Source organism: Planococcus sp. A6 (genome assembly GCF_028823615.1).
In the GTDB taxonomy this organism is placed as follows: domain Bacteria; phylum Bacillota; class Bacilli; order Bacillales_A; family Planococcaceae; genus Planococcus.
The window spans coordinates 1-21,343 of record NZ_JAPEHT010000001.1 but is presented as its reverse complement, the minus strand read 5'-3'; the positions used below and the strand labels follow the sequence as shown (position 1 = coordinate 21,343).

Genomic DNA, 21,343 nt, shown 5'->3' with positions numbered 1-21,343 from the left:
CCCCTAATCTCAGTTTGAAAAATTAAAGTTAGCTACCTTCTTCTATACCAAGTCTGCAGCCGGCGCATCAACGGCATTTTTCTAGGCTCGATTTTCACATCGCGTGCACGGATCACTGTCTCCGTCATTGGGGAATCAAACAAGGTATGAAGATCGAAGCCATCTTCTGTTTTATAAATCTCGTCACACAGCCACCAGGCACCTTTGAAATCAGCCGGGATATCTGAATAAGTCACCCCTTCAAAAGTGAACCGGACGTCGGTGAAGTAATAGAAACCTCCACTGCAGTCGAGCGTCAGGACTAGCCGATCTTCAGAAGGTCTTTCAACAGAACGGACAACCGCATCGTGCAAACCATTATCCACCAGCTCGACTGCATTTGGCGGAAGCTCCACTTTGATCGATTCGAAATCCTGCTGATACTGATCACTCAGTTCTTCCATCCGCCGCTCGTAATCTCGTTCCCATCGATTAACGAGCATGCGCAGCTCTGGTGTCGGGTATTCTGTCACCAGTGTGCCATCGTAGATATATGGATGAAACGTCTCTGGCAAATAGCGCATCAAACTTTCCCGCATATCGGCCAGATTGCGCAAATTCAACTCCCGCAAATCTTTTCCTTCCTCACGGTAATAATCCAATTCCTCTTGCCAATCCTCTTCTGTCTCCGGCAATACGAGAAAACCGGCAACCTGCATTTCTTCATACCAAGCCTTCGTGAAGTATTTCATCGATTGAGTCTCCTTAGCATTTCGTTTCCCTTAAAGTGACATACTTCCGAACCAACCGTGTTTTGCAATGAAAAAATATAGAGAAATACATTGTTTCACACCACCTAGTACTAGTGCAGCTCTCTCATTTCGCAACTAAAATTATTTTACATTTAAATAAAAGATCTTTTTTTGAAATTTTATTTCACTAAAAACTTGATTAATTAATCTGATAAGTATAAAATGTAAATAAATTAAGTAGCTGCTACTTTTTAGCAGCTACTACAAGGAGGAGTTTTATGGTTCGTATAAGTACTAAGCTCAGACAAGCCGTGTCTTTTAACCCCACGAAAAAAAGTCATAGTATGGAAGTTCATGAAATGTGCAGAAAAATTAAAGAAAACAAAATTACCCTTCCTCTTTATCAAAGGGATGTGAGTTGGACGTTAAAGAAGTCCGTAGACCTTTTGAATTACCAACTATTCGGAAAAGCCCCCGTTTCTCCTATTTCAATAAATGAAATAAATAAAATCTATGCTGAAAATTCCGTCTCTCAAATTTCCTTCATTGATAGAGAATTAATTGCCGATAGTCAAATTTTAAATGCTCATCAATCTGCTATAGATGGACAACAAAGGTTAACAACTAATTTTAAATGCTTTATTAATCACCCTGATTTTGTGAATGTTGTATTAGATGTTTCAAGAGCAAAATTTAGAATTATAGAAGGTTCGCCTTCAAATTCTGAAATCCCTGTCGGAATTTTATTAAATGAGGATGAAAGATTACTCGAGGAATATTTAGCAGAACGAAATCTCATTTCCAAACTTTATCCTTTGCTAGTGAATGTTCGAAGTAAAATTCACAACTATAACTACACTATAAATATTGCAGAGGATTTAACTGAAGAAGAACAGGTAGAATGGTTCGAAATTTTGAATAATGCCGGTAGTAGAGTTACAACAATTCAAATGGCTTTTTCCAAATTAAAATTGCAAAATTTCGATATTTATACTGAATACACTATCCCGTTTAAAGAAATGTTTAAATCTTATGGTATTGATGAACTCTTTAGTCCCTTTACCACTAATGTTTCTTATCCAATTGCCGCCTTAAATCCAGCTTATGAAGTGATTATGAAAAATGGTAAGCATAGTACTAACTATGCTCCCATTCCTTCGGATACTAAAGAAGATGTATTAATTAAATTAGATATTGTCAAATTTCGAGAAGTTTTGACTCTTACTTTAAATTCCCTAGAACTGTCTTTAGAATTTTTAGACGAGCAAAATTTATTTGATAAAATTAATAGGATTGATTATATTTTGTATCTGATTGGATTCTTTGTGTATAGCCCTTACACCGCTTTAAACAGTGTACCCGAACAAGTAAAAGCTGAACTCAATTCGTGGGTCTGTACGGTGAAATTTAATAATCAAAGTAATTCTGCTCGAAGAAGCATATATAACGAACTATTAGATAAAGCTTCTAGTTGAATCTTGAAGACAACTCATGCTGCAAAATCAAATGCATCTCAGACCAGGTTTAGAAAGGCCGCCATAAGGCGGCTTTTTTTGTGAGTGAATCTATCCTATTGATCCATTAAAACCTTACTATCTATAAATAGGATACATAAATAGAAGTTCCTTATTTCAGAAAGCTATTTTACGATCCCTAGATTTTGCAAGCTTTTTATTTGAGGGTGAATTTCTTCCTTCGCAAGTTTACTGACCGCCTCTGTCTTTTGTTTCAAGCTATAAATTCTCCACACTCTTAATCCTTTATTTAAAGATTCAATAATTTGCGAAGCTTTATTTAATGGAGTTTGCGAAACAGCATAATAAGAATATGAATTTTTTTCTAGAATTCTTGCTGCATTTTCAAAATCTTTTAGTGGGAACCTATCCCCTTTGAATAACTTTAAGGTATCATCTGCTTCACTAAATTTATTAATAGCTTCATTCATAATACTTTCTAATTGTGGATTTTGTTCGTGAGTTTCTACAAACTCTTCGGTTTCATAAACTCTCTTCCACAGCTTTCTGTCAACCAAACAGCTTACTGTTTGCTTACCCTTCGGCCCTAAATTGTTTGAGAGTTTCTCTAGAAAAGTTTCATCAGTTAAATTAACATAGAGATCTTCAAATTCATTATGATCTAGCTCTATACCAGCCCAAATTTTAAAATCCTTCTTTTCCTCTTCTACTAAACTGTTTAACATAAAATTACATGCTTCATTAGTTTTGTGCCCATAAACCTGAACAAACATTTCATACCTGGCTTGTAGAAAGTTCTCAATAGAATGTAATCCGCTATGTTTTAATCCTAACCGTGCTACCACATGCTCTCCAGTAGATGAAATAAAAGGTAAAAAAGATTTCAAAATTCTATCTTCACTATAATTGCCATATGGAACACCCGCAAAATAGCTGTCTCGCTTTAGATAATCCATCCTGTCGCAGTCAATTGGTGCGCCAGCAACGATGTCATTTAGCAAAGGAAGAACGTCTACTTCCATACCATCTATTTCAATTATTTTTCTTCCCAATGCCAATTTGGGTTTCAATATAGTCAGTACATTGTTAATTAAATCTTTTTTCTCTTGTTCTTCCCCTATTTCGAGCGTATCTAATATCCTGTACGTGAAATATGAAGAAACATGCTCATGTTCTATTGTCACGCTATTTTCTGCCTCTTTTGTTTCTTCATACTTATAATCAATAAGCATCTTCTCAAAAGCCTCTAAAATTATCGGATAGCCTGTTTTTAAATTAATATCGGATTTTAATATTTCTAAAAAATCTTCTGTAGATGGAGCAAATGCATCAAATAAATGTGACAGTGGACCATGCCCAATATCATGGAGTAAGGCAGCTAGACGTACTTCTCTATACATTTGAATTATTTCCTCTTCCTTCATTATATTAGTTAAAGTAAATCCTAAACCCATAACCTCTCCTAATTTTTCCTCAAGACTTTCAAGCTCTGCTAAATCTCCCGCTTTTGAAGCACTCTCTCCATTTAACAATAAAGCAGATAGAATTTTACTTGCTACATGCATCACTCCTATAGAGTGCTCAAATCTAGTATGTTTAGCAGATGGAAAAACTTTGTATAAAAAAGAATTTTGACGAACGTGATGTAACCTTCTAAATAATGGATGTCCAATTACATTCATTTCTTCAGTGCTCATTTTTATCGATCCATGAATAGGATCATTAATACTGCCAAATAATTTCAATTTAATAGAATCCATAAAATTTCTCCTTTTTAGATAAAATGTTTGAATCTTCTCCTCTAATCCTTATGCTAAAATGAATTTTAGTATTATATTTTCACAAAGGAGAATTGAAACAATGGAAATTGAAAAAGAACTAAAACTTCTTCTTAAAGAAAATACATATCATATTCTTTTACAAGAAGCTAATAACGTGAAATCAAAAATTATTCAAGAGAACTATTATTTCGATACCCCTACCCTAGATTTAGGAAGAAGAGGTATCACATTGCGAATTAGAAAAGAAAATGAAAAGTGGTTACTTTGTTTAAAGGCAAAACAACTCTCTCTACCTAATAATTCATATGCTTCTTCTTTGGAGTTTGAACAGGAAGTTTCCGCTGACGTATTTCAAAAATGTACAACTTCTCCATCTATAATATTCTCTTATCTACCGCCAGAAGGAGGTAAGTACATAACTGAAACCATAAACGATTTAAAACTCCTAGGTTCTCTTAAAAACATCAGATACTCTATCGAACTTTTTAAAGATTACTCTCACAAGTTTGAGTTAGATCACTCATTTTTCCCAAATGGTAAGGAAGAATATGAATTAGAAATAGAAGGTATAGAGAATGAAAGAGATTCTTTAAATGTTATTGAAAAAATCAAAAAATTAGGTGTAGTTTATAATTTAAACAATAAAAGTAAATATAAGAGGTTTATAGAATCTTTATAATTGACTTTTCTATCTGTCGACAATCTCTTTAAGCTACTTCATCTCTACCTATTATTAACTTGAAATTACAAGGGTTGCAGTCTATCATTGCACCCCTTTTCTATTCATATTTTTTCCAGTTCCTCAAATTTACAATTCGAACAAATGTATTTTGGAATCCCTCGCCTATTTAACTCTCTTTTTATTGAATCATAATCAGGATAGGTTCTATCTAGCCTATCGAATTCTTTGTCCCAGTCTTCGTTAAACATCATCTTCCCAACTTCACACCTCTTACAGTCCATTTTATAATCACCTCCTTTAAAGTATTACTTAAAAAAATTGTGTATTTATTCGATTAATAACCGTTGTTCTAATTCTCTATCTACGCAATAAACATAACACCCCTTCATCCCCCGAGTCATCAAGGTCTTATACGTATTCCTCACCAACTGATCAAGCGGATCAACCGTATACTTCCCCTTAGGCTTCCCAGGTTTCGCCCCTTTATCTTTAAAATTCTCCCGCTTCACTTTCAGCGACTGCGTTTCTGGATTATAGGTCAAGTCTTTACCGATAATGACCCCGACGTATTCCATCTCCAGTCCTTGCACGGTATGTATGCAGCCGATTTGTTCCGAGCCTTCTGAATGGATCGCCCAGTCGATGCGGTTCGGGTCATTCCATGGCATGGCGAAGTCGTGTTCCTCTATTATGACGTCTTTTGGTAACTCTCCGTCCACCGGGTTCTTATTCCAATCCCATGCATAGCCCGCAAGCAGCCTGCCTCCTTTTTCTTTGACGACTTTTTCATACAACTCCTGCGGTGAATCGACTATTTGGAAATCGAAGTCTCCATCGAGCTGGATGTCTTGTTTCTTGTCGTACAGTAAATTATCGAGCCATTCCAGGTAATTGCCGGAGCCGGAGCAGCGGAACTGCGAATCGAGTTCGACGACATGGACGTTTATTGTTTTTCGGCTTCTTCTTTCAACAGTTCGAAGCGGCCAATATCTTTATTAGAGATGACTTGTTCGTCGTCGATAAAGAAAACGCTGAGCCTGCTGGATCGGATAATTTGCGTCGCCTGATTTTCGCCCTCGATTTTCGGTTTCATATGGCCCTGATTTTTCAGGCGATGTGCTTCATCGCAGACAAGGACGTCGAAATAATTATTCGGCGTGTCGACATACGCGGCAGATCCTTTGAACAGGTTGCGTACTTCGACGAAGCCGCTCCGGCCGATCAGTTTCTTGCGCAGGATTTCACGGAATGACTGGTTCGGCGTGATGTATTCGATCGTCGCTGCCTCACCCAGCAGGAAGTTCATCAAGTTCAGGCCGATGACCGACTTGCCGGTGCCAGGACCACCTTTGATGAGGATTGTGTGCTTTTGGTCGGTTTCGAGATCTAAGCCATTGTAAATGGATAGCACTTTCTCGTAGGCGACTTTCTGTTCGTCGAGCAGGATGAATTCCTCATTGCCTTCGAACAATGAATTAACGGCTTCGACCAGTTTTTTCGATGGTCGGATGCGTCCTTCTTCGATTCTTCGCGCGATTTCGTCGCCTTTTCCTTCCGAGACCGCGTCATTGATTCGCTTGCGCAATAACAAGTCATCGAATTGGAAATAGACCGGCGACTGTTCGATATAGCTTTGGTAGCGTTCATCGAGCAAAGGCTCCGATTCACGATTGGGTATGTAATTATGCAAATACGCACATGAGCTTAAATTGATCGATGTGCCTTCATATAAGGATTCGTTGAAGTTCTCGAGAAAGCGCTTATAGGATAAGGACTGGTAAGACGGATGCACCGTTTCGCGATTGCGCCCGCCAAGATAGGTTTTGACGATGCCATCGCCTTCTGCTAGTTGGGATTTCTGCCATTGCTTCAGCTCCACGATGACCGCGTTTTGCTTGCCGGTCTTGTCTTCGCCAGTAATAAGAAAATCAATGCGCTTTTCGGTTGATGGCAGTTTGTATTCAAGTAATACATGCGTGCCGTCTTTCAAATCCGCATCACGCAAAATCTTCGCCATTTGAGGTAATGAGTTGGTCCACGAACGGATCTCACTTGGCGAAACCGAATGGTTCATTTTCTCCTGCACCCGGTCTAGAAGAACAGATTCGATGCGCTGCTCCAGTACGTGGCTAATGAATTTATAAGAACTTTCGTTATAGATAATCATGTGGCCGTCCCCTATCTTCTCTAGTTGTAAAATCCTGTCTGTTACTTAATCTCAGTTTAGCATTATTTAACTAATCTGAGGATACTTTTCGCAATATTACTACAATTATTGACAAATTATTAGCTTGAGAGCATATTTAGACAAAGAGATTATAAGGAGTTGATTTTTGTGCTTCCTGAATCGGGACAAAAGCCTTCTATTACTTCCGACCAAATCATCACAGTCTCTAAGGCTTCGAAGAATTTTTCCTATTTATGCAAAGCGGCTAAAGACAAACCACAATATATTTCCGTTCATGGCCGAATCGATTCTGTGATGTTGGGTTACAGAGAATATGAGAGATTGTATCAGGAGCTCGAGTATTATAAGGAGCTATTTTGGAAGTTTGAAATCAGCAATCGCATTTCGGAACTACACGCCGCTCCTGAAAAATTGGTGTCGTTGAGAGAAGCAATTGGGGAACAAGCTTATGCACGGATTTTGGCTATGGATCCAGATGAGATAGCCGATAACGAGTTGTTCGATGTTGAATAGTTCATTGTGGTGAACGGCAAAAAGCTCGCATCGCTGCGAGCTTTTTTGAATACCATTATTCTACTTTTACCCCATCTCATCCAGTGCTTCCGGATAAACAATCGTATCAAATACTTCCCCGGTTTCTGCATCTTCTATATCTATAGTGACTTCATAATCATCTACGTCGACACCGTCCAACACTTGATAATACGAGCCGGAAATACCGAGAGTCATGGTAGCAATGCCGTCGAAGCTATTTTCATAAGCTTCCTGGTCCACTTGAACAGTGAAGTGATCGTAATTGTTTGAAGCTTCTACCGCTTGGATAGACGGATAGTCCCCGGATTCAGGGATATCGTTTGTCAGTTCATCGATATTGTTCGAGAATTCCTGCAGCATGTCTGCGTGCTGGGATTTAGACATTTTGTACGTGATCGATCCGTCCTCATTGACGGTTGCTTCTTTCACCTCTTCGGCTTCAGCGTCTGCTGCGACTTGTTCCAAGTCTTCTTCTTCGTTAAAGAACGATGCTGGGATGGTCACTTCGACATTGAAGATTCCTTCATCGACGCTGACGCTTTTACCTTCTTCATCTGATTCAGTGTCTTCTGTATCTTGCGTATCAGTCATTGCTTCTTCTGCGCTACCCGCTTCTTCAACTGCTTCGGTTTCAGGTTCGCTGTCACTCGAACAAGCAGCCAGTGTAAGTCCAATAGCCGCTAGTATTACTGCAAATTTCTTCATAAAAATTCCTTTCTGTTTCTCAATGATCGTTAGTTTATTCACTCGGTAGTCGTGTCAGAATTTACTTCTCGTTTATTGGTTCACTTCAATCGTGTGAGAAATATCTTCTCCTTGGCTTTCGAAATTCTCATCTGTCGGAGCGGATATTCTCAACTCGATTGTTTCCAATTCATCGACGGTCGAATTTTCTAAGATGTATACATTATGCCCTTCGTGCCGTACTTGGCCCAGATATTCCCCGTTAATGTGCTCTGACATAAGCATGTCCGGTTCTAACTGTTCCTTAGTGTTGGTTATTGCTGTTGATTGACCGAGATAAAAATTCATATCCTCATCCGAAGTGTTCTCTCCTGCAAGTTGAATGGTAAAGGCATGTACTTCATCGCCCACTTCCACTTCAAAGAGGTCAGCTGTCGCTTGATCCTTTGGTTCTAAAATCTTTAATTGGATACCCGGAATTTCATATTGGATTGGTCCGGCTTCTCCTGTTATGCCGAGTTCTTTGTTCGTATAGGTGTTGGTCGCCTTCAAGCTATCGTCTTCTTGGACATCCTCACCTTCCCCGGTATCTTCTTCAATTTCCTCGACGTCTTCGAGCGGCTCCTCTTCTTCCGCTTGTTCTGTTTCAGTTGTTTCTTCTGTTTCATCCACGCCTTCAGAAGCTGTCGTTTCCGATTCCTCATTGACCTCGGTCGTATCCGAACCGCAGGCGCTGAGCGTCAACGCTGCACCAATCGTTCCTGCTGCAAACCATTTTTTAATCATTCTTCTCGTCCTCCTCATTTCTTTGGTGTCCTGTGAATCAAGATGTCATCTCTTCTTCATCGGAATGACTAATAAATGTTAAGTTGTTAATGCCAAATTATACTAGATGGAATATATAATTACCAATTAAGTGGGTTATTTCACTGATATTACCTATTCATCACAAAGAAATAACAAGCTCATTGAAGAAGATGTTTTTGCACACGAAAAAAGCCTGTGATTACACAGGCTCTCATTTCAAATCATATTTTATTATCTACATATCCTTTCACCAACAATGGTGTCCCATCAATCCTCTTCTTCTTCTTCACCATCATCCGTATCGGTCATCGTGTCATCGGCGCCGTCGTTTTCTTCGAGTGGTTCCGTTTCCGGTTCGCTGTCGCCTGAGCATGCGGACAATGCCAAACCGCTTGCAAAGATGATTGCTGCGAATTTTTTCATTTTAACCATTCCTCTCTAGTAAGGATTTTGAGGTTTATTCCTCCGTGCTAACTATCCGGGCCATTTGCGGTCATTCACCAAGCTGTTCCCAGTTGCCAAATAAATGGGTGTTACTCCCTGCCTACCCGCCTATCGCAAACACATAACATATTCAGCCAAAATTCCAGTAACTTTTGTTGGTTCAATTCCGTCTATCTGCCAAAGGGGTGAAACCATGAAGCGCTTGAGTTTGCTCGCATTGTTCTTAAGCTCTCTATTATTCGGCTGCATGCAAGAACCGCAGATTAGTGAATCCGAGGCCATCGCTATTATTGAAGAGCTTCACACTAATTCATTTGGAACAGCCGAAGTGATTTCCATCGACTATGGCTGGGGCCGTTATGAAGTGGAATGGGAAAATGAAGGGAATTGCGAATGGGGCATCGATCATGTCGATGGGGATGATGGCAACGTAAAAATGAAACAAGCGTCGATCTGTTAGCGATCGACGCTTGTTTGGTGAAGTCTATTAATATCCTTGTTTCAGCATTTCCATGAATTCTTTTTCAGAGCTTGCGCCGATTTCATCCATGGCGCTCATGCCTTCCGGTCCTTCCAGAGTCGGGTCTGCGCCATTTTCGACGAGCAGTTTGGCCATGTCATAATCGCCGTACATAGCGACTCTCGCTAAGGCTGTCATATAATGATCGCTTGTGTTCACATCAGCGCCTGCATCAATCAATGTCTGCATAACCTCTGTATCGTACCAGTAGATGGCGTACATCAAGGCATCGGCACCTTCTGAGTCTTTGGCATGAATGTCTTCACCGTCAGCAAGGGCTTGTTCGACTCCGGCCAAATCCCCTTCCTCGGCGGCTGCCATGAGCGGCGTCCGTCCTTCAACTGCATACATTTCATCGTAGAACGCATCTTCAAATCCGAGTAAAAACGGCCCGGCAAAAGCAGCGCTTCCCATAAACAAGGAAAGCATCCCGACATATGCAAAGCTCATGACAAGAGCCAAGATCGTCGCGCCAACAGCGATGCGGCCATGTTTCGGCTGGTAGAATTTGACGTCGGCCTTGCTGAACCAGTCAATCGATTGGATGCGTTTCGGCAAACGCGGATGCGTCGACAATACTTCGGCCAACCAAACAAATGCATTTGACTCAGTGTGGATCTGTTCGCGGTACGCATCTTCGTTCACTTCTGCATATGCTTTCTTGCCGATGCCCAGCAGCGTCAATGCGCGTTTCGCAGCGGCAGCATCTTGGATTTCGTAGGCCGCGTGGCGGTCGCATGTGTATTCACATGAGCGGCTGTATGCCGAACTCAAGAACGGGATGAACCCAGCCGGCATGATCAACAAGTTTTTCCAGACGTGGCGGCGTTTTACGTGAGCCAGTTCGTGGGCGATGATAAAATCCAGTTCATCTTGGCCTTGCTCGCGCGCCAGTTCAAACACTTCCGAATACAACACGACCATGTCGCGCCCGAAGAAGCGTGTCGCAAAAGCGTTGAGCGCCCCTTCGGATTGGATGACGAAGACGTCCGGGACTTTCTTTAATTCCATTTGCGCAGCTAAAGTCTGCACGCGTTCGTAGACATCCGGGAACTGGCGCTCGTGGATGCGCACGCCGTTTCCACGGATCGACCCAAGCATCACCGCATTGGTGAACAGCAAAAATGCGAAAATCGCCAAGGCAATGCCGATACCAACAATGGAGATGGCTAACAATACATAAATTAACACACTAAAAATTACGCTAAGAATAAAATAAATGCTCTCTCTATCTGATTGAATGTTCGTCTTACTCATCATTTTCTCCCTCTCGATTTGGAATATCTTACATATAATAGCACTTACTGCTCATTTGTAGAATAGAATTTTCACGCGATTTGTAAATTTTTTTGTTAAGATTAAAAAATGATGATTCAAGTGGTTTCGCTGATCAATACGGAGATGTTGCCGACTGATTAACAGCTATTCAGAAGACGGCTGGTCTGCTGAATTGTTTCAAGGCTGTCTTCTATTTCTCCTAATTTGATGTATGATGAATGGAATAAATAGAGGCAACTGACTGGTGAGGGAGGCATTGGCTTGAACAGGAAAATTGTGTGGTTTCTTGCATCTTTAATACTCGTTTCGATTTTATTCTACGGGCTGAGCATTTCAGCCAACGCCAATAATCTTCATGCCAATTTAGAGGAACACGCGCAAGCAGCATTTGATGAACTTTACCGCAGCAACTCAGACGACAAGCACTTTTCACTGAAAGAAATCAAGAAAATAGATGCTTCCGAAAGCTGGATCGCCTTATTGGAAGCGAGTAACGGGACGACAATGTATGCGCATTACGAACTTGATTGGTTCAAACGCTTGCGCATAAATACGTTCGGGACTGTTCCTGGTTTCACGTATCTGGATATCCCGACAAATGATGGAACTTATGGTGTGTTGGTTGGCACAAATGATTCCTTGCGAATCGCTCAAGTTACCCTGAAAACTCTAGGAGCCGCTCAATTGGAATACAATTTTTCGACAGCTAGTGACCCCTACCTCATTGAGTACGCGAAGCTACCAGACGCCATTCACTCGTCAGCGCCGGCCGAATTTACTTTTTACGACAAAGAGAACCATGTGATTGAAGAATAAAACCATAAAGAAAGCGCGAGTCTCTTAGAAGACACGCGCTTTCTTTATGATTCATTGGTGCGTTTCGCCCGTTTCTTTTTCAGCCAGACAATCAATAAAATGTACAAGGCAGAAAGAACGAGGGAGATCGGGATCAACCACAATATGTATTCAACATAAGAAATGCCGGTTCTTTGATAAACGACTGTCCCAAGCCACGTGACGAGAAATACTAAGGGGAAAAAGAGTATCGGGTCTTTCTTCTTCGAAAAAATCGGCTCTGTCAGATGTTCTTTGATTTCAGGCCAGCTCATATACGTTCACCTGCTCGCTGTTGTTTCTTGCGGCGCTTGTTCTGGACGATGGGCCGCAGCACTCCATACACGATGAAGCCGGCAATCAAGGAGCCGATAAAATAGACCCATCCCGGTTCGCCGCCGAGTAGGTAGCTCACCAAAAACGCGATAGTGCCATATGCCACTGCCCAGGAAATGGCCTTTACTGCACGGTTAGTCATTCGAGTTCTCTCCCATCCGCTTTTTTGCTTCACTGTTTTTCTCTAATCTTTTCTTCTCCATATACGGCAAAATAAACCCATAAGACAGAAACCCAGCAAGCGCCATTCCGAATACCAAGTTCCACACCGGTTGCCCGTCTAAAATATAAGTGACGATATAAGCGATTACGCCATACATTATTGTGCCGATTATTGTGTTCTTCACTCGTTTGTTCACATGCTCTCTCCTCCCAGCTCTACTTCCCTGTTACCCTCAGGGAATACCTGGAAACCTTTCCAATAAGATAGTAGATTGATTTTCAAGAAGAACTTCAGTAATTGGGAATTTGTGTTAAACTGTGAACAATAAAACAGAAACTCATCTTAGATTGGCATCCATCACAAGGAGGCTATCCGACATGGAATACGCCGCAGCCAGTGGCATTTTGCTCGTCTCGCTGCTTCTCGCCTTTCAGCTCGGTAAGGACTATTCGCGAAAAGGCAAATACATCATCTGGGGCATCACGACGATGTTTGTCATTTGCCCGTTGTTCTCCTGGCTCGTCAGTATGGGCTATGCCCATTATGAGCGAAGTGGTTGGGCGGCAGTGGCGATGCTCGCAATACTGTACCCAAGTACCTTCATCACCGGCTTGGTGTTATTGCTGATGGGAATCTTCCGCAAGAAAAACGCCGTCCGCAGAATCTAATATATCGGTTTTAACTAAAACATGTAATGAACTTACTGGACACCTTTGACTTTTATTCGAGGAGGATGTTGAAATGCCGGAATGCCAAACATGCGGGTTTCAATGGGCATGGAAAGATTCATTGATAATCAGTATTAAAAACTCTCAAAAATGCCCGAACTGCGGCCAACAGCAGTATGTCACGCCGAACACTAAGAAGAGCCACTTGCTCTTCTATTATCTTCCTTCCATGATTCTCATCACCGCCAATCCGCTTTTCCACTTAAACGATGCTGTTTTCTTTTTCTTATTGTTTTCTTTGGCGCTTGTGATGACTGTGACTATCCCTTATACAATTAAGTTAGCAAATGAACAAAAACCGCTTTGGTGACCATTCGCTGGATGCCCATTCAAAAAACGCGCTTCGCCAAAAGGCAGAGCGCGTTTTCTAGTTATGCATTTTCCTGTTTCAAGCTTTCAATGATGTTGTCGTTTTTGATCTTCGCGATCGAGTACAGCATTGCCGCACCGACAATTAGGAAGATGACGACGACAACAAACAATACGCTGCCCCACGGGACGTCGAAGCCGTAACTGAAGGTCTGGTTCAGTGCATAGTGCATCGCGAACATCGCCGCGAAACTAATCGGCAGACCGTATGCGAGTGCTTTGACGCCGTAGAATAGGCTTTCGTAACGGATCATTTTATTGAAGCCTTTCGGGGTCATGCCCACCGAGCGCAGCATGGCGAATTCCCGTTTGCGCAATTGGATGCTTGTCGAGATGGTGTTGAAAATGTTCGCGATGGAAATGAGCGAGATCAGCGTGATGAATCCATATGTGAACACTTGCATGAGCAAGATGAGTTGTTCTTCTTGCTGGCGCCGCTGAAAGACGTTGGAGATGCTGACGTCCGCTTCATTGATTTCCAAAATTTCCGCCTCTGTCTTCATCGGGTCACTCGTCGCAAGTGAGATGACAGGATACGTATCTTCAGCGATGAAGCCGAGTTCATCGAGTGCATCCATCGGAACAATTAAGTCGACACTGCCCGGATATGAGGTGGAGACTCCAGTGGGTACTTGATCCGTCAACGCCGCGATTTCGACATTGGCGAGCACTTCCGGTTCGATTTCCTCGCCCATTTCATTAATGGAGCTACCGAGAAGTTCTATCGTCTCGCCGGGTTCTGCTTTGATGGTCTTCGTTTCGTTGATGGTGCCGGACATGCCGTCTTGGTAGACCACTTCATCAATGACGATGGCACGCGGCGTTTCCTGGCCAAAGCTCGACGCATCCACGCCGACTTGTTCCGCGTATTGTTCGAAGTTTTCATTATCCATGGCATACACCGAGACAAAATACTGAAGTTTGCCATCTTCAAGTATGGCTTCGCCGCGTTCGATCTGCTCGATCAATACGTCTGGCAACTGGTCTTGAGCGATGAGTGCTTCGCCTCCTGATTGACGGATGAAGCCGGCTTCGGTCACATCAGGAAGGCTTGCGTATTGTTCGAGGTTCTCCGCATCTAACTCGCCGCCGTGCAATTGGATATCGTATTGCAGATCGCTTTGCGTCATGGCCAGTGAGGTTTTCAAGTTATTGGTGAAATACGTCACCGACAGGAACAAAACGATCGAGATGACCAGTGAAAAGACTGTCGCCAAATAGCGCTTGCGGTTGCGCTTCAAGTTCTTCAAGCCGATTTCCGCTTCCAGGCCGAACAACTTGCGCACCCATTTCGAAGTTTTCACCGCTTTATCCGTAAGTTTGATGTCTTGCGTCTGGCGGATGGCGTCGATCGCGGAAATCTTCGACGCTTTTTGCGCCGGCACGTAAGTCGAGATCAAAATCGTCAGTGCCGAGACGCCGACTGCGACGATCAGCATCATCGGGGTGACGATGACTTCCAACTGCTGATCGACATTGAGCGCACCTTGCAAGAAGGTATTGATGAATTGGAACGTCACCCAAATGCCACCGAGCCCTGCGAGAATGCCGAGCGGGATGCTGATGGCGCCGATGATAGCACCTTCGAAAAACACCGAGTTGCGTTTCTGCCGTTTCGTTGCCCCGACGCTTGCGAGCATGCCGAGATGACGGGCGCGTTCAGAGACACTGATGGCGAACGCGTTGTAGATAAGTGCGACCGAGCCGATGACCACGATTCCCATGATGATGCCGGCGAGTGAGAACAAAGTCGTCCGCAAATTATCGTTTCGGGTCGTTCCATACAGGCGCAGGAGATCCGAATTGAAATCGACCGTGGGGATGCCTTGTTCTTCGGCAAACGCGTAGGCACCTTCGAATAAATCGTTGTTGACTTTCGAAGCCACGACATAGCCGTCGAAGGTCTCATCCGCTGCGGCAGTATTGGTGTCGGCAAATCCGACGACGCTCACCACCGGAAGCCAAGACACTTCCCAGCCCGGCTGTTCGATGATACCGACGATGTCGAAGGTTTGCTCTTCTACATCGACTAGTTCTTCGTTGAGCATGTCACCTACGCCAAATTGCATCGGTTCATACTCCGTGAGCTTGCTGCCCTCAAGGGTGTGTATGCGTTCTCCCACTCCTGCTGTCAAAGTATCGCCGACTTCATACGTCTCTTCAGAACTATTGTTCAAAGTTTCCGAGATGACGACTTCATTGGCGTTTTCAGGCAAGCGCCCTTCTGTGAGCGCAAGTGGGAAATGGCCCATCCCTTGTGCTTCGAAGTTGCGAAAATAAAGATAGCGTTTGTTTTCGTTTTTGGAGTTGTCGAAAGCGGCAAACCCATTGCTTGTAACGATGAGCTGTTCGGTGTTATCGTCTTTTGCGATTGCTTCAAGCTGCTGGATGGTCGCGTCCTGATACTCGACATGCCATTCACCGTTTTCTTCGATTTCTTCCCGGATCAACAGATCAAGAAACGACACGCCGAGCGTTGCGACCGCGGTGATCATGGCGACGGAAATGATGGCGCCGATAATGGTGACGAGTGAGCGCCGTTTGTTTTCCTTCAAGTGGCGGACGGTGACTTTATTGACGATGTTCATGAGCGGATGACCTCGTCTTTGGCGATTTTGCCGTCTTCGATCGAAATGACGCGGTCCGCTTGCAAGGCAATGCGCTCATCGTGCGTGATGACGATCAAAGTCTGCTTGAATGTTTTGTTGAACATCTTGAGAAGCTCCATGATTTCCTCACTGTTTTTGCTATCCAAGTTTCCGGTCGGCTCATCCGCCAGCATAATCGCTGGATTGCTGACGAGCGCACGGCCGATTGAGACGCGCTGTTGCTGACCTCCGGATAATTGGTTCGGCAAATGGTTGAGGCGTTGATCGAGTCCGAGTGCTTCAGAGATTTTACGGAATTGATGTTTGTCGACACGCTGTTCGTCGAGCAGCATCGGCAACGTAATGTTTTCCTCGACCGTCAAGATCGGGATCAAGTTGTAGAACTGGTAGATCAAGCCGATTTGGCGGCGGCGGAAAATCGCCAGCTGCGTTTCGTCGAGCTTGTAGATGTCCGTGCCATCGATCGATACATTGCCGCTGGTCGGGCGGTCGACGCCGCCGAGCAGATGGAGCAAAGTCGATTTGCCGGAACCCGATGGCCCGATGATGCAGATGAATTCGCCTTTGTTGACGATGAACGACACGTCGTCGAGTGCAGTGACCGCCATTTCATCCTTGCCGTATACTTTTGATAAGTTTTTTACTTCCATGATTGTCATGAGTGTACCCTCCGTTTGGTTACTGTTTATTAATTAAGTTGGATTTTCACCACATTCGCAAAACCGCTCCGCTTTCCTGCGGGCGAGCGCCAAGCCTCCTCAGTCGCTTTGCTCCTTGCGGGGTCTCGGCTGTCTCGCTTTCCCGCAGGCGTCTTCGCAGTTTACTTCATTTTTCTGCATTAAAATTGATTGAAATATTCGCTAAGCACAAAGTTAGTGAAATACGTTCACCAGATTATGAACTCTTGATTTACCTGATAGCTTTAGTATAGAGAGGGTTAATGACTGCCCGGTGACTTTCAAGTGACAGTCTAGTCACTTAAGGAGTATTGAGTGGAGATCTGTTGTGCTCCCTCTTGGAAGTGGAAGGCAATTTCCAGATATTGATTTCATGTTACAATTTAATTATTAAAACTCCTATTGAGCTCAGTTTGGTCGCACAGGTTTAGCGTGAAACAACTCACCTACATAGAGGAGGGGTAAAACGTGGATTTTTTATTGTGGTTTATGATCGGTTTCATCCTTATCGGATTGCTTGTATTTCTTTTGATGAAAAAACGAATAGAGACGAAGCTCGCGCATGTTAAAGCAAACCCGGACAGCGAGGAAGCTTCAAGAGATACCAAGCACATGATTTGGTGGGTATGGAGCGTTACTGCTTGGGGAGTTGTCAGCATCGCGCTGGTCGTCTGGTGGTTTAACAGTACTTCGGGATAAGCGTTGATTTTAAATGAAAAAGTTGAGCAGAAATTCCACGGATGCGGAGTTTCTGTTTTTTCATTCCACAGAAAAAAGCAGGCGCTAGATCACCTGCTTGTAGAATTTGATATGGAAGCGGGTGCCTTCGTTTGGTGTGCTTGCAACTTCGATGTCGCCGCTTTGGCTGGTGATGATGCTATAGGCCATCGCGAGACCGATGCCGACCGAGTCATCGCCGGCGTTTTCCTTGAAAATATACGGCAAATCTTTTCTGGAAATGCCACTGCCGTTGTCTTCGATGCGGATACCGGTGTACAGTGCGTTTTCACTATAACGAATCGTCAGCTTGCCGCCTTCCCCGGTATGTTCGACGCAGTTTTTCAAAATATTGATGAGTGCTTCTGTCGTCCAGTTGAGGTCGCCGGTAAACGCAGCTTCCCGATCTCCTTCGATCTCGAGCTCCTGCATTTTGATGTCCATCGGGATGAGCAGCGGTTCGACCGCTTTTTCGATGAGCTTGGGTACCGGGATGCGGTCTCTTTTGAAATGAATCGTGCCGGCATCAATTTTCGATAGTTTCAATAGCGACGACACGAGCCAGTCCATGCGCTCGAGCTGGACGTGGAGATTGCGGATGAATTCGGTGCGTTTTGCGTCGTCCAACTCGCTGTCGCGTAAGAGATCCGCCATGACCATCATCGAGGTGAGCGGCGTTTTTAATTGATGGGAAATGTCCGAAATGGCATTCGTCAGCTTGCCTTTGTCTTCAGTGAGAAGCGCGCCGTGTTCTGACAGCATTTTCGTCACTTTGTAGATTTGTGTTTTGAGGAGGCTTAGCTCGCCTTCGCGGTTGTCGCGCACATCGAGCTGGAAATCGCCGCTGCTGATTTGCTGCAGGAAACCGGACAAGCGCTCGATTTCCCGATAGCGCCACCAAGTGAAGATGATCGCCGTGGTACTCAGTAGTAGCGAGACGCCGAGCACGAACCAAGCGGCTGTATAGGAAACAAAAACGGCTGAGAAGATCGTGCCAAGTGCGCTGATTGTGATGAGTGCGACCAGCAGCCAGCGGATTTCAACATTGCGCAGCATCCTTACTCACCCGCCTTATAGCCCATGCCGCGAACTGTTTTGATGAGCATTGGTTGTTGAGGATCGTCTTCCAGTTTTTCGCGCAGCCGTTTAATGTAGACCGTCAGTGTATTGTCGTTGACGAAATCGCCGCCGACGTCCCAGATGCGGTCGAGCAATTGCGCACGCGTCAACACTTGGCCGAGATGGTTCGCGAAAATGAGCAGCAAGCGATATTCCAGCGCAGTGAGGAGAACTTCATTGCCCGCTTTATGTACTTTGCCGTCCGAGGTGTTGATGTGCACGTCGCCGAGTTCGACGACCGTTTTCGGCTGCGCATTGCGCTGGTAGCGGCGCAGCACCGAATTGATGCGCGACAAGAGTTCACGTACGCGGAACGGCTTGGTGATGTAATCGTCCGCACCCATATCGAGCCCCATGACGACATTCACTTCATCGTCGAACGCTGTCAGGAAAATGACCGGGATGTCGCTTTTCTTTTTGACGAGCGCGCATAGGTCATAACCGCTGCCATCGGGCAAAGACAAATCGAAGAGGCATAGATCGATTGTAGAGAGCTGCCCTTCAATCGCTGCGGTGGCGTCTTTTGCGCTATGGCACAATACCGTGGTGAAACCTTCTTGTTCGAGCGAATATGTCAGGCCGGAAGCGATCGTCCGGTCGTCTTCGACTACGAGTATGTTCATCTGTATTCCCCTATTCCTGTTGAAATGAAAAAAGCCGGTACCGGTAGATTTATTATCATCTACGATACAGGCTTTCGCTGAAAGTGACTAGCTATTGAATGGAAATAGTGGAAAATCTTAAGAATTGCTTTCGTCCTTGTCGTCTTGTTCGTCCTCGTCCTCCAAAAAGAAATAGGTGATGCCGACCGATATAAAGATCAGGCCGATTGCAGGCGACTGGTCGCCCGTGAAGCTGAGAATAGAGAACACGAGGCCTAGCATGAGAAACGTATATCCGATCGTTTTCATCGACTCATTCCTTTCGTGTGGACCGATTTTGATGCGGTAGTCTATTCTACGGCTCAACTGGAATTAAGTTTCATTTCTTCTCGAGAGGTCTGACGTCTATTGTATATTCTCTTGCATAAAGCTTGTCTATGTAGTAAGCTGTTCAAAGTGAATAACCCCCATAATCTATCTGTATAACCTTAAGAATACGGCTTAAGGGTCTCTACCAGGAACCGAAAAATCCTGATTACAGAAAGCGATCTTTTCGTTTTCTGTAATCAGGCCCGATTTTTTTATTTTCTGAAGATACTTCTACAAGTTGAGCTTACAAAGCCTCGAAATGAGAAGAACGCTCAAAGCTTCTTCGCAAAAGATATGGAGCAAAATCACGGAGACTCCCGCGGGAAAGCGAGACAGCCGAGACCCCGCAGGAAGCGCAGCTTCTGAGGAGGCTTGGCGCTCGCCCGCAGGAAAGCGCAGTGATTTTGCGGAATGTCTGCCAAAAGCATTAGCAATGTAACTTATTCATCAAAAGGTGCCAAACAGTAAAACTTGTATCTATGAAAGGAAGCGTATGTTATGAATTTGAAAGTTTATATTTTAGCCTTGGCCACGGTGGCTGTCGGGCTTGTCGAACTGATTGTCGGCGGCATCTTGCCAACTATTGCCGAAGAGTTCGATGTGTCGGTGAGCGCTGCCGGCCAATTGATCACCTTGTTCGCTTTAATTTATGCAGTGGCGGGTCCGGTGCTATTGATTGCGACCAGCCGCTTTGAGCGCAAGAAAGTGTATCTTATTTCCATGTTCATCTTTTTCCTCGGGAACATCATGACCTTCTTCAGCCCGGACTTCACATGGATGGTCATCGCACGCGTCATCACCGCGTCGAGTACGGCGCTCATCGTCGTGTTGTCACTGACGATTGCCGCGAAAATCGTTGAGCCGCCTTACCGCGCGAAAGCGATCGGCCTGATCTTTATGGGGATCAGCTCGTCGCTCGTGCTCGGCGTTCCGCTTGGCATCTTGATTGCCGATGCGTTCGGCTGGCGCGTCATTTTCCTTGCGATTGCAGCTCTGTCGCTCGGTTCGATGGCTTTGATCGCGCTCTATATCCAGCCGATTCCTGGAGGCACGGCGATTCCGCTTAAGCAGCAATTAAAAGCGGTCGCGAGTGCGAAAATCGGCACGGCCCACCTCGCGACGCTATTCATGCTCGCCGGGCATTACACCGTTTATGCGTACTTCACGCCGTTTTTGGAAACGACGATGCAGCTCAGCCCGTTCTGGGTCAGCGCTTGTTATTTGATTTTCGGCATCGCAGCAGTGAGCGGCGGCGCAATCGGCGGCACCTTGTCCGACTCGATCGGTTCAAAGAAAAGCATTTTGATCGTCATCTCGGCGTTTGCTGTCAGCTTGTTCGTTCTTCCGTTCACGACGTTCTCGCTCGTCATCTTCTTGCCGGTAATGGTCATTTGGGCGGCGCTCAGCTGGGCACTTGCCCCGCCGCAGCAAAGCTATTTGATCGAAACTGATCCGGCCACATCCGACATTCAGCAGAGCTTCAATAACTCGGCGCTGCAAGTCGGCATCGCGCTCGGATCTGCAGTCGGCGGTCTCACCTTGACGCAGACCGGATCTGTCACCAGCACTTCTTGGGTCGGCGCCGTTATTGTACTCGTTGCGCTTGGCTGTGCGGTATTCTCCATTACACGTCCAGCGATCGAGCGCAGCATTCGCAGCTATCAAAAATCTCAGAGTCTATAATATAGAGAAAGGC

The 21,343-nt window shown here is 44.5% G+C and carries 25 protein-coding genes and 1 riboswitch; of the genes, 9 read left to right on the top strand and 16 right to left on the bottom strand.

All coding sequences use genetic code 11. The annotated features are described in order from the left end of the window. Positions 1–32 precede the first annotated feature (32 nt). On the bottom strand, positions 33–731 hold the full coding sequence (locus ON064_RS00125; RefSeq protein WP_274623086.1) for a DUF4085 family protein: 699 nt from the start codon (positions 729–731) through the stop codon (positions 33–35). Positions 732–1,009: 278 nt separating this feature from the next. Here ON064_RS00125 and ON064_RS00120 point away from each other — a divergent pair, with 278 nt between their 5' ends. Next, positions 1,010–2,206 (top strand): GmrSD restriction endonuclease domain-containing protein, encoded by a 1,197-nt coding sequence (locus ON064_RS00120; RefSeq protein WP_274623085.1) that lies wholly within the window; start codon positions 1,010–1,012, stop codon positions 2,204–2,206. 164 nt (positions 2,207–2,370) lie between these two features. Here the strand turns inward: ON064_RS00120 and ON064_RS00115 are convergent, their stop codons facing one another. Next, complete coding sequence (locus tag ON064_RS00115; RefSeq protein ID WP_274623084.1) at positions 2,371–3,966, bottom strand: HD domain-containing protein; 1,596 nt, start codon at positions 3,964–3,966, stop codon at positions 2,371–2,373. A 100-nt stretch (positions 3,967–4,066) separates the two neighbouring features. Between ON064_RS00115 and ON064_RS00110 the strand changes: the two genes are divergently transcribed. Next, positions 4,067–4,666: a CYTH domain-containing protein gene (locus ON064_RS00110; protein ID WP_274623083.1), complete on the top strand. Its 600-nt coding sequence runs from the start codon at positions 4,067–4,069 to the stop codon at positions 4,664–4,666. Positions 4,667–4,995: 329 nt separating this feature from the next. On the opposite strand, the gene ON064_RS00105 is transcribed toward ON064_RS00110, so the two are convergent. Beyond that, positions 4,996–5,616 (bottom strand): DNA/RNA helicase domain-containing protein, encoded by a 621-nt coding sequence (locus tag ON064_RS00105; RefSeq protein ID WP_483879750.1) that lies wholly within the window; start codon positions 5,614–5,616, stop codon positions 4,996–4,998. Further along, the gene (locus ON064_RS00100) at positions 5,613–6,836 is read right to left on the bottom strand and encodes a DNA/RNA helicase domain-containing protein (protein ID WP_274623082.1); all 1,224 of its coding nucleotides are present in this window, start codon (positions 6,834–6,836) and stop codon (positions 5,613–5,615) included. The genes ON064_RS00105 and ON064_RS00100 overlap by 4 nt, the downstream gene beginning before the upstream one ends. Before the next feature lie 168 nt (positions 6,837–7,004). Between ON064_RS00100 and ON064_RS00095 the strand changes: the two genes are divergently transcribed. Further along, positions 7,005–7,370: a type II toxin-antitoxin system prevent-host-death family antitoxin gene (locus ON064_RS00095; RefSeq protein WP_274623081.1), complete on the top strand. Its 366-nt coding sequence runs from the start codon at positions 7,005–7,007 to the stop codon at positions 7,368–7,370. Between the two features lie 66 nt (positions 7,371–7,436). Here ON064_RS00095 and ON064_RS00090 read toward each other — a convergent pair whose 3' ends face one another. The 3 genes from ON064_RS00090 to ON064_RS00080 all read right to left on the bottom strand — a co-directional run bounded on the left by ON064_RS00090 (position 7,437) and on the right by ON064_RS00080 (position 9,305). Further along, positions 7,437–8,096, bottom strand: coding sequence for a hypothetical protein (locus ON064_RS00090; RefSeq protein WP_274623080.1), 660 nt, complete (start codon positions 8,094–8,096; stop codon positions 7,437–7,439). Between the two features lie 72 nt (positions 8,097–8,168). After that, on the bottom strand, positions 8,169–8,861 hold the full coding sequence (locus ON064_RS00085; protein WP_274623079.1) for a hypothetical protein: 693 nt from the start codon (positions 8,859–8,861) through the stop codon (positions 8,169–8,171). A 288-nt stretch (positions 8,862–9,149) separates the two neighbouring features. Continuing rightward, a complete protein-coding gene (locus ON064_RS00080) occupies positions 9,150–9,305 on the bottom strand; it encodes a hypothetical protein (RefSeq protein ID WP_157073443.1) in 156 nt (51 codons plus the stop codon). A 214-nt stretch (positions 9,306–9,519) separates the two neighbouring features. Here ON064_RS00080 and ON064_RS00075 point away from each other — a divergent pair, with 214 nt between their 5' ends. Further along, positions 9,520–9,786 carry a hypothetical protein gene (locus ON064_RS00075; protein ID WP_274623078.1) on the top strand — a complete coding sequence of 89 codons (267 nt, stop codon included), beginning with the start codon at positions 9,520–9,522 and terminating at the stop codon, positions 9,784–9,786. Between the two features lie 27 nt (positions 9,787–9,813). On the opposite strand, the gene ON064_RS00070 is transcribed toward ON064_RS00075, so the two are convergent. Beyond that, positions 9,814–11,037 carry a M48 family metallopeptidase gene (locus ON064_RS00070; protein ID WP_342455299.1) on the bottom strand — a complete coding sequence of 408 codons (1,224 nt, stop codon included), beginning with the start codon at positions 11,035–11,037 and terminating at the stop codon, positions 9,814–9,816. A gap of 348 nt (positions 11,038–11,385) precedes the next feature. Here ON064_RS00070 and ON064_RS00065 point away from each other — a divergent pair, with 348 nt between their 5' ends. After that, positions 11,386–11,940: a hypothetical protein gene (locus ON064_RS00065; protein WP_274623076.1), complete on the top strand. Its 555-nt coding sequence runs from the start codon at positions 11,386–11,388 to the stop codon at positions 11,938–11,940. Positions 11,941–11,984: 44 nt separating this feature from the next. On the opposite strand, the gene ON064_RS00060 is transcribed toward ON064_RS00065, so the two are convergent. The 3 genes from ON064_RS00060 to ON064_RS00050 are packed head-to-tail and all read right to left on the bottom strand — an operon-like array spanning position 11,985 to position 12,653. Then, complete coding sequence (locus tag ON064_RS00060) at positions 11,985–12,233, bottom strand: hypothetical protein (protein WP_274623075.1); 249 nt, start codon at positions 12,231–12,233, stop codon at positions 11,985–11,987. Next, a complete protein-coding gene (locus ON064_RS00055; protein WP_121300378.1) occupies positions 12,230–12,436 on the bottom strand; it encodes a DUF2061 domain-containing protein in 207 nt (68 codons plus the stop codon). The genes ON064_RS00060 and ON064_RS00055 overlap by 4 nt, the downstream gene beginning before the upstream one ends. Beyond that, positions 12,429–12,653: a hypothetical protein gene (locus tag ON064_RS00050; protein WP_274623074.1), complete on the bottom strand. Its 225-nt coding sequence runs from the start codon at positions 12,651–12,653 to the stop codon at positions 12,429–12,431. The genes ON064_RS00055 and ON064_RS00050 overlap by 8 nt, the downstream gene beginning before the upstream one ends. Positions 12,654–12,834: 181 nt before the next feature. Here ON064_RS00050 and ON064_RS00045 point away from each other — a divergent pair, with 181 nt between their 5' ends. After that, the gene (locus tag ON064_RS00045; protein ID WP_274623073.1) at positions 12,835–13,125 is read left to right on the top strand and encodes a hypothetical protein; all 291 of its coding nucleotides are present in this window, start codon (positions 12,835–12,837) and stop codon (positions 13,123–13,125) included. A 73-nt stretch (positions 13,126–13,198) separates the two neighbouring features. Next, positions 13,199–13,495 carry a TIGR04104 family putative zinc finger protein gene (locus ON064_RS00040; protein ID WP_274623072.1) on the top strand — a complete coding sequence of 99 codons (297 nt, stop codon included), beginning with the start codon at positions 13,199–13,201 and terminating at the stop codon, positions 13,493–13,495. A gap of 61 nt (positions 13,496–13,556) precedes the next feature. On the opposite strand, the gene ON064_RS00035 is transcribed toward ON064_RS00040, so the two are convergent. After that, positions 13,557–16,142, bottom strand: coding sequence for an FtsX-like permease family protein (locus ON064_RS00035; RefSeq protein WP_274623071.1), 2,586 nt, complete (start codon positions 16,140–16,142; stop codon positions 13,557–13,559). Then, a complete protein-coding gene (locus ON064_RS00030; protein WP_274623070.1) occupies positions 16,139–16,822 on the bottom strand; it encodes an ABC transporter ATP-binding protein in 684 nt (227 codons plus the stop codon). Before ON064_RS00030 ends, ON064_RS00035 begins: the two co-directional genes overlap by 4 nt. Before the next feature lie 486 nt (positions 16,823–17,308). On the opposite strand from ON064_RS00030, the gene ON064_RS00025 reads away from it, so the two are divergent. Beyond that, positions 17,309–17,539: a hypothetical protein gene (locus tag ON064_RS00025; protein ID WP_274623069.1), complete on the top strand. Its 231-nt coding sequence runs from the start codon at positions 17,309–17,311 to the stop codon at positions 17,537–17,539. Between the two features lie 84 nt (positions 17,540–17,623). Here the strand turns inward: ON064_RS00025 and ON064_RS00020 are convergent, their stop codons facing one another. From ON064_RS00020 to ON064_RS00010, 3 genes are all read right to left on the bottom strand, one after another. Further along, positions 17,624–18,613, bottom strand: a complete 990-nt coding sequence (locus tag ON064_RS00020; protein ID WP_274623068.1) for a sensor histidine kinase — start codon at positions 18,611–18,613, stop codon at positions 17,624–17,626. A 2-nt stretch (positions 18,614–18,615) separates the two neighbouring features. Beyond that, the gene (locus tag ON064_RS00015; RefSeq protein ID WP_274623067.1) at positions 18,616–19,299 is read right to left on the bottom strand and encodes a response regulator transcription factor; all 684 of its coding nucleotides are present in this window, start codon (positions 19,297–19,299) and stop codon (positions 18,616–18,618) included. A 117-nt stretch (positions 19,300–19,416) separates the two neighbouring features. Further along, on the bottom strand, positions 19,417–19,587 hold the full coding sequence (locus ON064_RS00010) for a hypothetical protein (RefSeq protein WP_274623066.1): 171 nt from the start codon (positions 19,585–19,587) through the stop codon (positions 19,417–19,419). Positions 19,588–19,736: 149 nt separating this feature from the next. Continuing rightward, positions 19,737–19,836: riboswitch (purine riboswitch) on the top strand. Between the two features lie 309 nt (positions 19,837–20,145). Here ON064_RS00010 and ON064_RS00005 point away from each other — a divergent pair. Then, the gene (locus ON064_RS00005; RefSeq protein ID WP_274623065.1) at positions 20,146–21,330 is read left to right on the top strand and encodes an MFS transporter; all 1,185 of its coding nucleotides are present in this window, start codon (positions 20,146–20,148) and stop codon (positions 21,328–21,330) included. Positions 21,331–21,343 lie beyond the last annotated feature (13 nt).

Excerpts from the sequence above, each read along its gene's own strand:
- ON064_RS00010 (WP_274623066.1), bottom strand. The coding sequence starts at position 19,587 with ATGAAAACGATCGGATATACGTTTCTCATGCTAGGCCTCGTGTTCTCT.
- ON064_RS00090 (WP_274623080.1), bottom strand. The coding sequence starts at position 8,096 with ATGAAGAAATTTGCAGTAATACTAGCGGCTATTGGACTTACACTGGCT.
- ON064_RS00120 (WP_274623085.1), top strand. The coding sequence starts at position 1,010 with ATGGTTCGTATAAGTACTAAGCTCAGACAAGCCGTGTCTTTTAACCCC.
- ON064_RS00085 (WP_274623079.1), bottom strand. The coding sequence starts at position 8,861 with ATGATTAAAAAATGGTTTGCAGCAGGAACGATTGGTGCAGCGTTGACG.
- ON064_RS00060 (WP_274623075.1), bottom strand. The coding sequence starts at position 12,233 with ATGAGCTGGCCTGAAATCAAAGAACATCTGACAGAGCCGATTTTTTCG.
- ON064_RS00005 (WP_274623065.1), top strand. The coding sequence starts at position 20,146 with ATGAATTTGAAAGTTTATATTTTAGCCTTGGCCACGGTGGCTGTCGGG.
- ON064_RS00125 (WP_274623086.1), bottom strand. The coding sequence starts at position 731 with ATGAAATACTTCACGAAGGCTTGGTATGAAGAAATGCAGGTTGCCGGT.
- ON064_RS00100 (WP_274623082.1), bottom strand. The coding sequence starts at position 6,836 with ATGATTATCTATAACGAAAGTTCTTATAAATTCATTAGCCACGTACTG.
- ON064_RS00030 (WP_274623070.1), bottom strand. The coding sequence starts at position 16,822 with ATGACAATCATGGAAGTAAAAAACTTATCAAAAGTATACGGCAAGGAT.
- ON064_RS00080 (WP_157073443.1), bottom strand. The coding sequence starts at position 9,305 with ATGAAAAAATTCGCAGCAATCATCTTTGCAAGCGGTTTGGCATTGTCC.
- ON064_RS00075 (WP_274623078.1), top strand. The coding sequence starts at position 9,520 with ATGAAGCGCTTGAGTTTGCTCGCATTGTTCTTAAGCTCTCTATTATTC.
- ON064_RS00040 (WP_274623072.1), top strand. The coding sequence starts at position 13,199 with ATGCCGGAATGCCAAACATGCGGGTTTCAATGGGCATGGAAAGATTCA.
- ON064_RS00115 (WP_274623084.1), bottom strand. The coding sequence starts at position 3,966 with ATGGATTCTATTAAATTGAAATTATTTGGCAGTATTAATGATCCTATT.
- ON064_RS00035 (WP_274623071.1), bottom strand. The coding sequence starts at position 16,142 with ATGAACATCGTCAATAAAGTCACCGTCCGCCACTTGAAGGAAAACAAA.
- ON064_RS00055 (WP_121300378.1), bottom strand. The coding sequence starts at position 12,436 with ATGACTAACCGTGCAGTAAAGGCCATTTCCTGGGCAGTGGCATATGGC.
- ON064_RS00015 (WP_274623067.1), bottom strand. The coding sequence starts at position 19,299 with ATGAACATACTCGTAGTCGAAGACGACCGGACGATCGCTTCCGGCCTG.
- ON064_RS00020 (WP_274623068.1), bottom strand. The coding sequence starts at position 18,613 with ATGCTGCGCAATGTTGAAATCCGCTGGCTGCTGGTCGCACTCATCACA.
- ON064_RS00110 (WP_274623083.1), top strand. The coding sequence starts at position 4,067 with ATGGAAATTGAAAAAGAACTAAAACTTCTTCTTAAAGAAAATACATAT.
- ON064_RS00045 (WP_274623073.1), top strand. The coding sequence starts at position 12,835 with ATGGAATACGCCGCAGCCAGTGGCATTTTGCTCGTCTCGCTGCTTCTC.